The organism is Janthinobacterium sp. B9-8 (genome assembly GCF_000969645.2).
In the GTDB taxonomy this organism is placed as follows: Bacteria; Pseudomonadota; Gammaproteobacteria; order Burkholderiales; family Chitinibacteraceae; genus Iodobacter.
In genome coordinates, this window is record NZ_CP014222.1 from 2628688 (window position 1) to 2643605 (window position 14918).

At 44.8% G+C, this 14918-nt stretch carries 15 protein-coding genes, 1 tRNA gene and 1 pseudogene; 14 read left to right on the forward strand and 3 right to left on the reverse strand.

Features of this window, described 5'->3' with window-relative positions; genetic code table 11:
- Positions 1-12: 12 nt before the first annotated feature.
- The 12 genes and pseudogenes from VN23_RS11715 (at position 13) to VN23_RS11770 (ending at position 9260) form a co-directional block, all read left to right on the forward strand.
- Entirely contained in the window at positions 13-795 is a 783-nt protein-coding gene (locus VN23_RS11715; RefSeq protein WP_052746445.1) for a M949_RS01915 family surface polysaccharide biosynthesis protein, read from the forward strand.
- 357 nt (positions 796-1152) lie between these two features.
- Positions 1153-1773 carry a hypothetical protein gene (locus VN23_RS11720; protein ID WP_046350711.1) on the forward strand — a complete coding sequence of 207 codons (621 nt, stop codon included), beginning with the start codon at positions 1153-1155 and terminating at the stop codon, positions 1771-1773.
- Positions 1774-2575: 802 nt separating this feature from the next.
- On the forward strand, positions 2576-3154 hold the full coding sequence (locus VN23_RS11725; RefSeq protein ID WP_046350889.1) for a recombinase family protein: 579 nt from the start codon (positions 2576-2578) through the stop codon (positions 3152-3154).
- 586 nt (positions 3155-3740) lie between these two features.
- The gene (locus VN23_RS11730; RefSeq protein ID WP_046350710.1) at positions 3741-4037 is read left to right on the forward strand and encodes a hypothetical protein; all 297 of its coding nucleotides are present in this window, start codon (positions 3741-3743) and stop codon (positions 4035-4037) included.
- Positions 4038-4752: 715 nt separating this feature from the next.
- A complete protein-coding gene (locus VN23_RS11735) occupies positions 4753-5094 on the forward strand; it encodes a hypothetical protein (RefSeq protein ID WP_156455188.1) in 342 nt (113 codons plus the stop codon).
- 48 nt (positions 5095-5142) lie between these two features.
- Complete coding sequence (locus VN23_RS11740) at positions 5143-5448, forward strand: hypothetical protein (RefSeq protein ID WP_046350708.1); 306 nt, start codon at positions 5143-5145, stop codon at positions 5446-5448.
- Positions 5449-5705: 257 nt separating this feature from the next.
- Positions 5706-5966 (forward strand): annotated as a pseudogene (locus VN23_RS22145) (PAAR domain-containing protein); the annotation flags it as partial.
- A gap of 275 nt (positions 5967-6241) precedes the next feature.
- On the forward strand, positions 6242-6853 hold the full coding sequence (locus tag VN23_RS11750) for a hypothetical protein (protein ID WP_046350707.1): 612 nt from the start codon (positions 6242-6244) through the stop codon (positions 6851-6853).
- Positions 6850-7527 (forward strand): hypothetical protein, encoded by a 678-nt coding sequence (locus VN23_RS11755; protein ID WP_046350706.1) that lies wholly within the window; start codon positions 6850-6852, stop codon positions 7525-7527. Before VN23_RS11750 ends, VN23_RS11755 begins: the two co-directional genes overlap by 4 nt.
- Positions 7514-8086, forward strand: coding sequence for a hypothetical protein (locus tag VN23_RS11760; protein ID WP_046350705.1), 573 nt, complete (start codon positions 7514-7516; stop codon positions 8084-8086). The genes VN23_RS11755 and VN23_RS11760 overlap by 14 nt, the downstream gene beginning before the upstream one ends.
- Positions 8083-8637: a hypothetical protein gene (locus tag VN23_RS11765; protein ID WP_052746444.1), complete on the forward strand. Its 555-nt coding sequence runs from the start codon at positions 8083-8085 to the stop codon at positions 8635-8637. The genes VN23_RS11760 and VN23_RS11765 overlap by 4 nt, the downstream gene beginning before the upstream one ends.
- Positions 8634-9260, forward strand: coding sequence for a hypothetical protein (locus VN23_RS11770; RefSeq protein WP_046350704.1), 627 nt, complete (start codon positions 8634-8636; stop codon positions 9258-9260). The genes VN23_RS11765 and VN23_RS11770 overlap by 4 nt, the downstream gene beginning before the upstream one ends.
- 392 nt (positions 9261-9652) lie before the next feature.
- Here the strand turns inward: VN23_RS11770 and VN23_RS11775 are convergent, their stop codons facing one another.
- The gene (locus tag VN23_RS11775) at positions 9653-11245 is read right to left on the reverse strand and encodes a DUF6538 domain-containing protein (protein WP_156455189.1); all 1593 of its coding nucleotides are present in this window, start codon (positions 11243-11245) and stop codon (positions 9653-9655) included.
- Positions 11246-11307: 62 nt separating this feature from the next.
- Positions 11308-11384, reverse strand: a tRNA-Arg gene (locus VN23_RS11780).
- A gap of 146 nt (positions 11385-11530) precedes the next feature.
- Between VN23_RS11780 and VN23_RS11785 the strand changes: the two genes are divergently transcribed.
- Both VN23_RS11785 and VN23_RS11790 read left to right on the forward strand, forming a co-directional pair.
- Complete coding sequence (locus VN23_RS11785; RefSeq protein WP_046350702.1) at positions 11531-12280, forward strand: c-type cytochrome; 750 nt, start codon at positions 11531-11533, stop codon at positions 12278-12280.
- 222 nt (positions 12281-12502) lie between these two features.
- Positions 12503-12823 carry a DMT family transporter gene (locus tag VN23_RS11790; protein WP_046350701.1) on the forward strand — a complete coding sequence of 107 codons (321 nt, stop codon included), beginning with the start codon at positions 12503-12505 and terminating at the stop codon, positions 12821-12823.
- Positions 12824-12874: 51 nt separating this feature from the next.
- Here VN23_RS11790 and VN23_RS11795 read toward each other — a convergent pair whose 3' ends face one another.
- Positions 12875-14323 (reverse strand): aminoacyl-histidine dipeptidase, encoded by a 1449-nt coding sequence (locus VN23_RS11795; protein WP_046350700.1) that lies wholly within the window; start codon positions 14321-14323, stop codon positions 12875-12877.
- Positions 14324-14918 lie beyond the last annotated feature (595 nt).

The window sequence follows — 14918 nt, forward strand, 5'->3', positions numbered from 1 at the left end:
GAGAATATCCAGATGCGATTTTTATTAGCGATGCTGCTGGCTCTTACGGCATGCACGCCAGCTGAGCAACCGATGCAGACTGATAACAGCCATGCTTCTGCTCCCCTTGTTTTGCCAAGCGAAGTAAAAAACATCCCGGCCGGAATCAGTATTCAGGGCAAGCTACTGCGGGCATTACGCTGGCAGGACAAAAGTGGCGATAATATACTGCTGCTCAGCCAAGCTGAGGGTGATTTTCAACCCTCTGAAGATGGATCTGATGATGTGCGTGATGCACATGTCTACGCAGCACATTATCAGCTGAATGCAAACAAACCACGGCGCCTGTGGTTGCTGCAGGATGGAGTGGAGCAGTGCATGTTTGATGTGGCGGCTGCGTTTGATCCAGCCGCCACCCGTGTGGCAGATTTGGATGGTGATGGTGTTATGGAAACCATGATTGCTTACAGCCAGACCTGTACCAGCGATGTCAGCCCGCATAGTTACAAGCTTATTTTGCATGCAGGCAAGGCTAAATACGGGCTGCGGGGTACAGACCGTTTCGGTGTAACCTGGCGGGATGCAGATACGGGGCAGCTGTCAGGTACTCCACTACTTGCTGATTGCAGCCGCAGCAGCCAGCAAGCTCTGCTTAACAGCAAGAAAACCGCTGGCTTTGACGAGCTGCCTTTGCCTGGCTGCTATGCCGATGAAAAAGATTTTGCCGGAGCACCCCCTGCATTTCTCCCCGCCATGCGCCAGCAGTGGCACAAGCTAATGCAACAACAGGATGCTGAATGGCGCAAAAACCTATAGATCATAAGCTAGGTTTTACAGCAGGAGCCAAGGCCAGTGGCAACAGTAGCGGTTTCAGATTAAATAAGCGGGGCATAGGTTTTCCTTGTTTAAGCAATGAGTGCATGTAAACAAAAACGACCTGCCGTTTTAAATCAACACAAAGAATATTGATCGATACTTTAATACCTATTAGATTTATAAAAGACGCAGCAGCGCATCAAAAAGAGACAAAGTGCTTATCCTTTAAATCATTAAGGAACACAAAAAACGCTCAATTAATGAGCAGGATTGTGCTCAATTGCCAAACAAACACTGTGACCTATACTGCTAATTACTTTTTAAAGCTCTTCAAATGTCTGACATATGGAGTTAGAAATGCCATTTGACATCAATACCCCCATAAACCAAGGAAATGGCCCCTTATGCGGTGCTGCATGCGCTGTTTTTGTCTCACACTGGCTGGCAGATCAAGATCTAACTATTCCTGTAGACCCCGCCGTCCTGCTTGGGGGAACAGTCGTAGATGAAATCCGCTTAGCAATGAATGCCACAAGCACTTGCTCTTGTACTGATAATCTTGGCAGCACACCTGCCAACATCGCTTCTTATCTCAAGCGGCTTCATCCCAATGCGCGGATTTATGCTCCTACGGAAATGCTAAGTAACTGGTCAACCCGTCCCTGGTACCCTGCTTTGCGCTTAGGCTTACAGACAAGCTGCAACCTAAATTGGTCTTGCGGTTGCTCTTGTGCCCTTCCGGGCGGGGCTTTGGGCGTTGACTTTCTAACCATCAGCATGATCAGTAAAGCCCTCGCCTGCCCATTTTTTTCCAGCGCTTATTACGAAGGGCATTTTATCGTGCATACCGGCATTGACCGGATCATGGACCCTAACGGACAAATCCTTATCGGCGCCAATAAAGACCAGTACCTCTCTGGCGGCTACTTCAGCCGAGGCTGGGCATCAGTCGGGCTAGACTTGCATATCTACCGGTAGCACAGCCGATCCCAAATGCAAACAGGCCATCCAAAACATTACTTTCTGACAATATATATTTGTAAGAAACAAACAAATAGCGACAGATAAGAGAAAAAATTTAAAAGGAAAAAAGAAGAAATTTGTTTAGAGGTAAAACAAGACAGAAAAATACTAGAACAAGAAAATACAGAGGGCATGTAAGCATAAACCACTTTTTCTGATGGTTTAAACTCATCCTAATCGCGGTAAGCCTTGATTTAATTGATATGAGATTGGTGCGCCCAGTAGGAATCGAACCTACGACCTTCAGCTTCGGAATAACCATTTCTATACACCCTAACACCTTGATTTTTATTGGATATATTTTAACATGTGAGCACCTAAAAACCACCTAATAAAACACTCAAAAACATCAAGCCGCATCACCTGAACACTAAACCCCTAGAATTTTTATACCGAAAATTTCCGTAAGGGGACTTAACTAAACACCAGCGCCCACAATCCCCCATGCCGCCCCTGCTGTTTCTTTAATAGAGAAAACCTCCTCAAACATTCAGCAATGACAAGGAAGCGCTCTCAATAGCCCAAGGCATAGACCACAGCAGCACATAGGCGTAGACGAAAGCAAGTTTTCTGGCGTGTACCTTGATGCACCACACCGTCCCGCGTCATGAATCAACACCGCCTCACCCGTATTGAAAACGACCAGATACGATACAGCTTAAAAGTGCATCACAAAGCGTATTGTAAATCCTTACTTTTAGTTTCAATACAGATGATTGATAATACACCCATTCCAATACACCAATACAGCCCTCTTATGACCCGCTTCTTCTCTTACTCCCGCGTATCCACTGAAGAACAAACCACAGACAACCAATTACTAGAGATAGAGGCCGCAGGCTTCACCGTAGAGGCACATAGGGCCATCGTGGAGTGCATCAGCGGCAAGACAAGCGCAATGAGCCGCCCTATGTTCACCATGCTATTAAACAAGCTAGAAACAGGCGACACCTTGATAGTGACCAAGCTAGATAGATTAGGGCGTGACACTGTGGACGTGCTGGCAACTGTAGCGACGCTGGAAGCTTCAGGCGTTAGGGTCTATTGCTTGGCTTTGGGTGGCATGGATTTAACCAGCCCAGCCGGTAAGATGACCATGACCGTATTAGCCGCTGTAGCTCAGTTTGAGCGTGATTTACTGATAGAGCGGACACACGCAGGGCTTGAACGTGCCAAAGCAGCAGGCGTAAAGCTAGGGCGCAAGGTTGCCTATACGCAAGAGCAGGCAGACGCAGTGAAGAAGGACATACAAGAGAACAAGCTTTCTATCAGGGAAGCAGCAAGGGTGCATGGAGTGACGGCAAGTGCAGTGCAGAGAATGCTAGCTTCTAAGTAGTGGCGTAATGGGTATGCTTAGGTGTGCTCAGTTTTGGGCATACCCATAGAGGTGACTCCAAACTTGGATGCGTGCACCTAGAATAAGAATATGCATCCATTATTGCCTATCTGTAAATTACCCCTCGACCATATATGCTTGATATGTAAACACCACGCCACAATTCAATTAAACACACAATACGCCAATGGTATTTAAATAAATTTGTTATTTTTACAGATTAATTACCAGTAAATCGCCTTATTTCCAAACAAGGGATTATCGCGACTCCTCCACAAGTCCCCACAACATTAACGCTACAGCCGCCGCATCAGCACCGCATATAGAAACGATTCAATACATCATATATTTTCAATATGAGATACAGAATCCCTATAAATAATCCCTCGCCACATTCCACAAATAGTAAGTTACATCCAAACAAGAGACAATTGCATAAAATTAGGCACATTGCTAAGCTGTGTTTTCAAGTAAATTCTTATATGCCTTGTCTATCCAAACCTAATGCAATGGAGGAAAAATACTAATGTCTAATCCCTTTGGAAACCCTTTAAGTTTGCCTCACGGTCGACCAAAGAAACACCCAATGTACCGCCGCACCAGCAAGGGGCAACAATTTTACACAGAGCCAGAATTAGATTCATTAAGAGTAGCCGCAAAATTAAGTAAAGTATCCACCGCACGATTTATTCGTGAAGCGGCATTATGTGCAGCGGAACAAATCGCAGAAGCCGCACGAATAGGTGGCCGTATAGTCAGAGCCATTCCTGAATCACTAAAGAAACAAAAAAAGCGCAGGTATGATTTACAAGACAAACCGCAATGGCAAGACGACGCAGCGGCTTGGAGACAAGCAAGAGAAGCACAAGGCAAGCCCGTTTAGTGACTCATAAACTACATCTAAGCGGCTATTGATAAGTTACGCACAAGCCCACAAGACAGACGTAAAAACATTACAGCAAGCCATTAAACTACCCGCGTACATGATTGTATTATTAATTCATCAATACAAATTTACGCTTGAATATAAACACGTAAAGAGACGCTAACGCTCAATAGACCCTAACCTATTATTTATAATGAATTAGTCGTACTACATATATGCAAGTTAGATATCACCACCAAGGTAATCACTTTCACTACACTTCAAGCTAATCTTACCAAGGGTCTAATTAGTTACGTAGTAACGATGTGCTTGAGCGTTACATTAATGCACCTCTATTATTTTATTATTAATAAATAATCCTTATTAGTTCTCTCTCTTTAAGTATTGCTTAAAGTAACGTAGTCAATACGCAGTACAGTGACACTTTAAGTTAACACACAGCCAAGGGTCTAACTAGGAAGCTTCCGTTTTATATTTAAAAACAATAACAAGGGCAGAAGAATATTAATAATGACAATCATCCTTCTCGCCACGCTTAGCGCCCACACTCAAGCAATAACTTACAATAAAAGAAAGACACAAACGTCCTCTCTATATATTTGTGCAAGTCAATAACCACGGGGCCTACAGAGGATAAATTGGCCTTTCGATAAACTTACAAAAATAGGACGTAACTCATTACATGCCAAGCTCTTCCGCCACATTCACCAGAATGACCCAACTCGAAGCACGAATTTACCAACTTATAAAAAAGAAGCCATTTGAAGCCCACCCCAAACACACGCTAACAACTAAAACAGATGCAGCGCTACGGACTGTTACACGGGCTTTATCCACACTAATAGCCATCGGGGCAATCAGCCGCGCAAAGTTCATCAGAGGAGCTTACGTATTCAATCCACGAGGCATTGGAGTAAAAACAAAGGCTATGCTTAAGCAGCGATTAAAACAGGCAGAGTACAACTATGCCGCTGCAAGCAACAAAATCGCCCCAGCACCCCACACAGAACACCTCGCAGATGATACGAAAGTCTTGCGCTCAGAATTCACATAAGTAGAAACTATCGCCGCAGGGGCTAACTCGGTACAGCAGGAAGCAATCATGATTACCCTATCCCTACACACCTTCGCTACTCTTGAAATATCCCGCCGTCACTTTTACTTCCAACTATGCCACCTAGATGTACTTATTGAGAAAGCGTATATGTGCACCCCCTCCTTACGTAAAATGCCTCAAGATGACATTACGTCTTTAGACCTCGCTTACGGTCTTTTGTTTGATGGCCTAGGTTTAAGCGTGACTTTAGAAGTGACTAAGCCTATAGCGCCAAATGATGCAAAGAGCCGTAAAGCAATTGCAGAAAGCAAAGAGATTAAGCGCTGGGAAAGACAGTATTACTACGGCTAAGGCGCTGTAGGTACACCACCTACCGGCTAGAGCTAACAATTAAGCAATCAGATAACTAAATGAGAGGCACAGAGGCTATTACGTCCTGTGCCTCTTTTGCATTAGAGAATGGGTCTATTACGCAACCACACGCCCTAGTCTTGATGTGCATTAATTACGCCTATGCTTCTACCCAATACACCATACCTCTTATTGTTAAACTAGTAAGCGAGGCTTAAGATTGCCGTACTAATCTTGATTTCCCATAGGCAGTAGGCATGAAAAGAGTAATACGCATAGGCGACCAAACCAGCCACGGCGGTGTAGTAGTAAGTGGAGCCGCGCATAGTAACTTCTTTGGCAAAGCCGTTGCACGCGTTGGGGATATGGTTAGCTGTCCAATTCAAGGACACGGCTCTTGCCCAATTATTGAGGGCGACCCTTCGTGGAAGGTTGACGACAAGCCCGTTGCATTAGAGGGCCATAAGACGGCATGTGGAGCTGTTCTAATCTCATCCATGCCAGAGGTAGGGCGTTCGTACGAAGGCAGCGGCGCGGCGTCTTCAGATGCAGCTAGTAACGCAGGGAAAGCTATTGCAGCAGCAGCGGCTATAGCGGCGGCAACTCAATCCCCCGAAGATGAACTAGAGTATTACTTCATGGCAGTAAGTGAAGATGGCACACCATTAAATCTCGCATACCGCATAGATTCAGGTAAAGAAAAACTACACCAAGGGCTACTCAATGCCGACGGCGTTACTTCTGCATTTCCGATGAAATCAAAAGGTGATGCTACTTTCTGGATACCTCAAGCATGAGTCAATTAAACGAAAATACAAAGAAACTGGCGGCTATTGCCTACGGTGAAGCTTCCGCATTAAATTTACCAGCAGAAATTGGAGGCATAGCCTTTGCTGTAGCAAATCGCGCAAGAGCTTGGGGAGACAAAACAATAAATCAATTGCTATTAGCAGACCCTAATTATACATACGCCATTTCAGACGGAAACCCACGATTTAAACGCCTAATGGAGGCCACTCCCGAAGCAATTAGCAAAGATACTGGCATGGCCTTAGCTTTGGATTGTGCGACTAAAGCAATAGCTAACCAAGGGGATGACCCATCCAATGGAGCTTATTGGTGGGATGGTGTTGATTTTAAAACCAATTACAGAAATCACCCCAAAGTAAAAGATGGTTTTCAATTTGGCGACCCTGCACATAATATTTTTAGCGTCGAAGAAAAAAGCAAGCCTGTTACTATTTACTGGAAAGTTAGAAATAAGAAAACTCACAAAGAAGTAAACTCATCAGTGCGTGGCACATACGAATACGTGTGGAAATCAACAGCAGCACACGGCAAGACTATCTTTTGGACACATAACGAAGAATACCTAACAGCAACGGGAGGCAAAGAATACAGATGAGACATAAAGCCCCACTAGCCAGCTTATTACTCTTAGCCTCTTTCGCAAACGCTGGAAATACTTATGATGGGTATGAGAACTACTATTCCACCTTATCCGGCACTATTTTTAAATCCGCAGATAAACATGAGCTTGAAGCATTTAGTACACCCCCCAATGAAAACATAAAATACTCATGGAGTGGGAAGATTGAAGGTCAACAACGCCATGTATCAATCAGCAATGGATTAATTAGCATTGACGGTAAGTATTTAAAAACAGCTAAAGCAAGGGCCTTTCCTAACGAAACGACAAGCAGAGAGGACTTGGGAAGGAACACCGACGTTTATTTATCAAAAGACTATACCTGCTTTGAAAGTGTTTCTCCATCGGCCAGCGGAACAGCAATCAGGCACACATCGGTATATTTAATTAACCACAAAGAAAAACCTGTTGTCTTTTTAAAACTACCAAGTCTTTTTGCATCTTGCACCGGAATTCGCATCACCCCTCAAGAGTTAATTACTTTTAATAAAATTGAATACCAATACGAAAAAGGGGAAGATTACCCTAGCGGCGTAAAATTCACCGAGTACACAACCAATAAACGACAATTTTACAAATCAAAAAAAGAAGCGATAGGTAAATTTATCGAGCCAGATAACGTATACAAATTCACAATTGAAAGCGAATAATATTTCATTATGGCTTAGGGTCACTACAAGTAGCCTTGCCCTAGCCTCATTCACCCATGCTGCCGAGGTCGTAAAAACCTGCCGCCTAGACCCTAAAACACAAATCTCAATTGTGCGTGACGCTAAGGTATACGACACACACGTTTATTACCTAATAGGGAAAGACAGGAAGAAACTACCTTTATTCGGCAACGTAGAGAACTCCCGAGGGTCATCCTTGCATATTGCTTGTGTTGGCAAAAAGGCACGCGCATTAGTTATTTCAGGGGAATTTACAGCCAACGCTCTACAAGGGATCGTCTTCTCTTATGATGCCGACGCAAATAAAATAGAGCGTTTAGATTTTGCAGAGAAAAGCAGACCCAATTGGCTTTACCTTGGGGCCAAAGAACATTTATTAATAATAAACACCAATGGTCTTGGTGATAGCGATAAGAAATACACCATCTACCGGTACACAAGAAAGAGTACGGGAGATGCAACGATAGAAAACACCAACCAATTACCATCAACTGTCGCTTTTGATGCAAACACTTTATACAGAGAAGATTTAAAATGATTGCTAAACTGTTTCAACCAAAAAATGACCTATCTGAAATCTACACAGCCCATCTACTTTCAAAAGAGGGGGTTAATTTAATTAAATTTCCAATTAAAGACTCCTTAGTAGATCAGGGGGTTTACGCATATCGTCTTCAATTTATGACATCAGAGGCCAACGCAAATGTATTAATTTTCCTCCTTGCATCTACATTTAATGGGGTGAAAAACAATACATTTCAAGAAGGCTATTTCAAAAACGACAAAGGAGAGTCTATTAATTTTTCTGTAAGAAGTGAATTCAACGGGGCGGTAATTGAAATGATTACAAACTCTATTCCACTTCTAAAGGTTATAGACTTATTGAACTTAACCCCTTTGCCGCCTTGGGTAGTCTTCCCCCATATAGGCCCTACTGCACTAGGAGCACTTCAGGGAGACGTTGCATACTGGTGGACGTGGTTCTGGTCGCCATTCTGGGATAATGCCAGCAATGAAGAACAAGAAAAATACTTACTAAATAACAATGGAAGCACTGAATGGATAGAAGCAATTAGAGCGATAAAATGAAACCACCATTCCACCAAGGGAAATTATTAAGCGTATTAATACTCGTTCTATTAGTGTTAATGTTCTTAATTGTTTATGTAGCGTCTACGTCTTTAAATTCAGGCCCAAGCTCCCCAGCGTGGCAAGGGCTTATCTATGCATTTCTCTTGCCGAGCCTAGCGCCATATATACCTTTAGTCATTAATGTTGGCTTAGGGCGCAGTAGAAAAGAACAACTAATGGGTATTCTAGCTACAAGTATTGGGTATGCAATATATTTACCATATGTGTTAAGTCATTTAACCTTTACAAATAATGACCCGTGGTTATGGATGGTGACTGTAATCAGTGTGTCGTTATTAATATCAATAGCAACAACAATATGCAAGCAGGAACAGGTACACCGCGACTCATGCCAGTTACTTACCGACCTCACCCCAAGCCAATGGAAGGTGGTCACAGGTAAAGCCCCACGGGATGCAATGACCCTAGACGACCGCAAGCGATACTTAGCAGGCTATGGCTTCATGGCTAATTTGTATTGTTCAGGCATGACATGGGAAGAAACCAAAGAAATGGCAGCAAGGATGTACGCCAAATGTGTAAGCAGTGCTAATTACCTGCGACACAAATTTGTGTGTTAGATCAAAGGAGGCAGCGCCTTATGATGCAGACAACCAAGGAAGCCGCATGTAGACCCCTCAACCAACCGCGCGACCCTTGCTTATATTGCGAACGACCTGATTAAGTCGGCCTTTGTGCCTGTAGCTGAACTATTGCAGCTCACTAGGTGGCCACAAGGAGCGAACCAAGGTACGCACCTAAACACTAAAGGTGCGTACCGCAGAGGCAATGCCTCCCCCTCCAATCCAGAGCGTCCCCATACCAAGGCTTCGCCCTCACAATATGATGTACGTATGTATTAGGGTGTGTGGCCTTTCCGTAGCTTGATGAACCACCCACATCTCCCCGTCCTACCATCGACCGCTTAAAGCTCTCAGCCATATCAATACCACGCAACCACGTTTCTACGTGCTCACTTTAGCGGTTCATTCATACGCTTCACCACATCCACAAGGTACTTCACATCGTCCAAGCACTTAGCTTTAGCAAGATACGTTTTAGACCCTTCACCACTACCAGCATGCCCCATAATCTGACCATATTCTGCTTCTGGAACACCAGCACGGGCCGCTCTTGTAATAGCAGCACCACGGTGAGAGTGAAACACTAAGCTTTTACCGTCTTCATCAAGCGATAGATCGGGATGACAGGCGACCATAAAGCGGCGGTAGTTAGTCGATAGCTTGCCGGATTCCCCTTTATAGGAAGCATCTTGTGCGAACAGGTTTACATCAGGTTGCCATTGCTTGCCTGTAAGTTGGTCTATCGGCCATATAGGTGTCGGGACAACTCGCTGGGAATCCTTATTCTTTAATGTACGCCTCTCAGTGTTGCGAATAAGAATACCAGCTACCCTGCCCTTCTCAATCAAGTAGTCATCAGGCATTAAGCCTACAACCTCATTAGCCCGCATTCCCGTATAGGCCGCGATAATCAAAGCTTGGTCTAACTCAGGTCTACCAGACTGACCAGATAATGCAGATTGAACAAGAAGACGGGTCTGTGCAGGTGTATACACGCCCCTGTTATCTTCTTTATCACTGATATTAATTAAGCGCGTTAAGTCGTTTCTGCTGACCTTATCCCCCGCGTATTTCATCACCGCTTTACACACACTAATGTACTTATTCAAAGAAGAAGGCAGCACACCATCATCCATGAAAGTTTCTTGCAGACGCTCCCAATCTTCCAAAGTCCTTGCGTAAACATCCTCTGAACCCCAAGCATCATTCATGCGCTTAATAATAGTATTGAAGTATTGGCGGTTAGTAACTTGCGACCCTTCAGACCAGCGCCCTGTTTTAACTTGCTGTGCTGCAAGATTGGCGGCTAAGTCCTTAAAAAGCACCAGCGGCTTTAACTCTACGCCAGTAGGCTCTATCTTATTAAGAGACTCTGAAATAGACGCCTCTGAGCCGGTACGGTGTACCTCTAATGTTGAGTCAGGAATCAACAAGCCCTTGATAGGCTCCAAGCTTCCCTGAGCGTGTGCTTCAAGCTGGGCATTACTCACCTCCAAGATAGCTTGGTGCTCTTCCCTTGCTTCTTTGAACTCTTCCCCTGTTGCATACCGAATAACACTCTGGCTTTGCTTAATCTGGCTTTGAATCGCTTCAATAGGAGGTAAACCCGTATCAATGGTCTGTCGTGCAAGTGCTTTCAGCGTGTTTTTATATTCATCCATATTACTGGCCTCAATAGAAGTAAAAGAAGTGAAGGCCGTAGATATAGCTTGCAAGCGTTTTGTTGCGGTTAGTTCACTATCGGTCTGTAAGGAGAATACCAAGAAGTGCTTACGCTGGGACTGTGCAAAGTAGCGCACAGCAGAGGACGGAACACGCATCCGTAGGAAATAATTACCACCGGATTTATGCAGCAAAACAGGCTTGATGCGAGCTAGCGTAGGGATACGCACACATTTACGCACACCAATACATACATCATCAGTAGGGAACGGGACAGACAAAGGAAGGGATAAAAAGGGAGAACTAGCACCAATACGCACACCATAAGCCACGTAAGAGGTGGCACTTGGCACAAGTGTAGCGTCTAAGTCTTTGATTTGATTGGTGCGCCCAGTAGGAATCGAACCTACGACCTTCAGCTTCGGAAACTGACACTCTATCCAACTGAGCTATGAGCGCACTACAGGAAGGACCGCATAATAACGTGTTTATGCGCCTCAGTCTACGTGTAGGCTTTGTTGCTTGCTGCAAAATGTCGGTATAATCACCCTCAATCGTATATGGTTTTATTTCCAACTCATGAACTTACATAAAAAGGGATGACAATGAGCGGTAGCAACGTGAAAGCGTCAAAGGGCATTGCTGGCATGATTCTGGCGGCAGTGATTGGGGTGCCGCTATTTGTTTATCTGCTTATCAAGCTGTTTACCTCAGGCAGCGGCGTTGATGTAACGCGCTCCACCATGACCACAGAAGCCGTTTCTGCACGCTTACAACCTGTAGGCAGCATCAAGATTGTAGATGGTGGCCCTCCGGGCTCTAAAAATGGTAAAGCGGTTTACGAAGCGGTCTGTTTGTCCTGTCATGGCACTGGCTTGGCCGGTGCACCTAAATTCGCCGATGCTGGCGCTTGGGGGGCTCGTATTTCTAAGGGCTTTGAAACGCTCTGGACCCATGCAATCAAGGGCTTTAACGCGATGCCTGCTAAAGGTGGTGCAGCAGATTTAACTGATGATGAAGTCAAACGTGCAGTGGCTTATATGGGCAATGCGGTTGGTGCTAAATTTGAAGAGCCAAAGGTTGAAAGCGCTGCTACCGGTGCCGCTATTGACCCAGCCACTAAGGGTAAAGAAATTTACGATTCAGTTTGTATGGCTTGCCATGCAGCTGGCTTAGCAGGCGCTCCGAAATTGGGTGATAAGGCGGCTTGGGCTCCACGCCTGAAAGACGGCGTTGAAGGTGCCATTGCAATTGCCACTAAGGGCTTAAATGCGATGCCAGCCAAGGGTGGCTATAGCGGAACAGATGCAGAATTCGCTGCTGCAGTTCACTATATGGTGAATAACAGCAAGTAAGATTTTGTCCTTCAAAAAAAGCGGGCATGCTTTGCCCGCTTTTTTACGCCTGTACAGCCACTATTTCCCTTGTTCTTAGGCCTCGCATCAAAGAAAATACCGCCTTATCTATGCTATTGGTTTAATTCGATTACTCGCTTAAGCAAAATGGCCTACTCCGTATTTCTTCCGGGTTTCCGATACGGAGTGATCGATTAGCCCGTGGTGTGCAAGGCACTATTTATGTTTAGCTATTGGTTGGTATTAGGCGTTGCTGTATTTACTGAGATTGTCTGGGCTTTATCATTAAAATATATTCAATTAAATCCTAACCCTTGGGTTGTGGCGGGATCAGTTACTTTATCTTTTTTAAATATGGCATTACTTTCTTATGCCATGAAAGGAATTCCTGCCGGTACAGCTTATGCAATCTGGACCGGGCTGGGTGCAGTGGGCGTAACAATTGGCGGGATTATGCTATTTGGTGATCCGCTCGGTTCTACCCGAATTTTCTTCTTATGCCTGATTGTCAGCGGCGTAGTTGGCCTGAAAATGGCGAGCTAAATAAAAAGGCCTGCTTATTAAAAAGCAAGCCTTTTTGCATATCAAACAAACTTAAGCTTTAGGCACGGCAGCTAAAGCATCTACCAGCAATTCCCAGAAAGAAACCACTGAGGCAATTTCTACCCGCTCATCCGGGGAATGCGCACCTCGAATCGTTGGGCCAAAAGACACCATATCCATTTTTGGATAAGCCGCCCCAAGCAAACCACATTCAAGCCCAGCATGAATCACTTGCACAGCGGGTGTTTCACCATAACGCTGCTGATACACATTTTGCAGCAAAGCTAAAGCAGCCGATTTCAGATCGGGCGTCCAGCCCGGATATTCGCCTTCTTCTTCTACCGCACAGCCACCTAAACGGCCAACCGCTGTAATTGCGTCAGCCAGCTCACGCATACGGATATTTTTAAGCGACCTCACCATTAAAACGGCCTCAAAACGCCCGTTATCAATTGTTACCACGCCTAAATTATTGGAGGTTTCCACCACGCCCGGCAGCGATTTACTCCAGCAGCGCACACCATGTGGCAGGGCCAGCAACATATCAAGCGCTAAACGCGCATGAGCCGTTATTGGCACTGTATCCGCCGTAGAAGGCTTTAAGGAAATCGTTAGATTTGGATCTGTACCCGCTAATTCATCACGGAACAAGGCCTGATAACTATCTACAATCTCTGCCAAGCGCGGTGCATCACAGGCTGCCACCGAGATTTTAGCGAAAGCTTCGCGTGCCAAAGCATTGCGTAAAGTGCCACCATTAAAGGACACCAGTTTGGCTTCAATTTCACGGCTGGCTGCATTCATCACCCGGGCCAGCAAACGAATTGCATTGCCACGCTCCAGATGAATATCCACACCCGAATGCCCGCCCACTAAGCCGGTTAGCGAAATCTCAAAAACATCAAAACCAGCAGCTAAAGGCTCGGTGCTTAATTTACGTGTCAGGGTAATATCCACCCCGCCCGCACAACCCACATACACCTCGCCCCATTCCTCTGTATCCAGATTAAGTAATAGCTGGCCTTGCAAGACACCTGGCTCCAGCGCGCGTGCGCCTGTCATGCCGCTTTCTTCGTCCACAGTGAGCAGTACTTCCAGCGGGCCATGTGGCAAATTACTTTCCAGCATAGCTAAAGCCGCCGCTACACCAATACCATTATCTGCACCCAGCGTGGTGCCTTCGGCATGGACCCAGCCGTTCTCAACCCGGGTGCGGATAGGATCAACCATAAAATTGTGAGCGTAATTGGCATTTTTTTGCGCCACCATATCTAAATGGCCCTGCAATACCACGCCTTGCCGATCCTCCATGCCTGCCGAAGCAGGCTTTCGGATAATGAGATTTCCACCCTTATCAATTTGCACGGCCAAGCCACGCTCTAATGCCCAGGCACGAAGATGATCACGCAAAGCGGATTCATGACGTGACGGACGAGGAAAGCGACAAATAGTGTCGAAATGACGCCATAAAGGCTGTGGGGCAAGATCTGTAATTACCATGATTAATCTCAGTCAATAACAGGATATAGTGATTTGCCATACAAACGAGGCAAAACGGAGTTATAGAATTCCAAAGCAATCTGCTAAAAGCTTGGGATAAATAAAAAACGAAGGAAAGCCGTCATAGTGTCATTTTTAATTTTTTTTATAATAAGGCACATCATGCAAAGAATTATTTTACAAATAGATGACAAATCAAAGCTTGTTTTTTTCAAAAAATGTAATGAGCATGCCGTTTAATGTATTAACCTGCTTTGTAGCTTATAAAAATAATGCTTTAAAACAACAAACTAAAACCAGCACACGATCAGCGTTAAGAGAAAAATAGAAAACCGAGATGCAAAGTAAGGTATTTTAATTATAAAAATCCAGTGTACTTAGCCAAATCTACTTTTCTCAGCAAGAACACAAGTTGAAAGCGCAGCAGACAATTTCACTGTATATCTATTTTATTTACTTTTCCAGCAGCAAAACTAACAAATTTTTTCCTGATAATCCAGCTCACAAGCATGTTCTAAAATAATAATCAAGACTTCAGATGCAGCAAATAATGTGCAGACTTTTAAACAGGCCTCCAGCAAACTGCTTATTTCAA

Bases quoted from the DNA above. Each gene is read 5' to 3' on its own strand.
- VN23_RS11795 (WP_046350700.1), bottom strand. From the start codon at position 14,323: ATGGTAATTACAGATCTTGCCCCACAGCCTTTATGGCGTCATTTCGAC.
- VN23_RS11720 (WP_046350711.1), top strand. From the start codon at position 1,153: ATGCCATTTGACATCAATACCCCCATAAACCAAGGAAATGGCCCCTTA.
- VN23_RS11740 (WP_046350708.1), top strand. From the start codon at position 5,143: ATGATTACCCTATCCCTACACACCTTCGCTACTCTTGAAATATCCCGC.
- VN23_RS11765 (WP_052746444.1), top strand. From the start codon at position 8,083: ATGATTGCTAAACTGTTTCAACCAAAAAATGACCTATCTGAAATCTAC.
- VN23_RS11735 (WP_156455188.1), top strand. From the start codon at position 4,753: ATGACCCAACTCGAAGCACGAATTTACCAACTTATAAAAAAGAAGCCA.
- VN23_RS11755 (WP_046350706.1), top strand. From the start codon at position 6,850: ATGAGACATAAAGCCCCACTAGCCAGCTTATTACTCTTAGCCTCTTTC.
- VN23_RS11750 (WP_046350707.1), top strand. From the start codon at position 6,242: ATGAGTCAATTAAACGAAAATACAAAGAAACTGGCGGCTATTGCCTAC.
- VN23_RS11725 (WP_046350889.1), top strand. From the start codon at position 2,576: ATGACCCGCTTCTTCTCTTACTCCCGCGTATCCACTGAAGAACAAACC.
- VN23_RS11715 (WP_052746445.1), top strand. From the start codon at position 13: ATGCGATTTTTATTAGCGATGCTGCTGGCTCTTACGGCATGCACGCCA.
- VN23_RS11790 (WP_046350701.1), top strand. From the start codon at position 12,503: ATGTTTAGCTATTGGTTGGTATTAGGCGTTGCTGTATTTACTGAGATT.
- VN23_RS11730 (WP_046350710.1), top strand. From the start codon at position 3,741: ATGTACCGCCGCACCAGCAAGGGGCAACAATTTTACACAGAGCCAGAA.
- VN23_RS11785 (WP_046350702.1), top strand. From the start codon at position 11,531: ATGAGCGGTAGCAACGTGAAAGCGTCAAAGGGCATTGCTGGCATGATT.
- VN23_RS11770 (WP_046350704.1), top strand. From the start codon at position 8,634: ATGAAACCACCATTCCACCAAGGGAAATTATTAAGCGTATTAATACTC.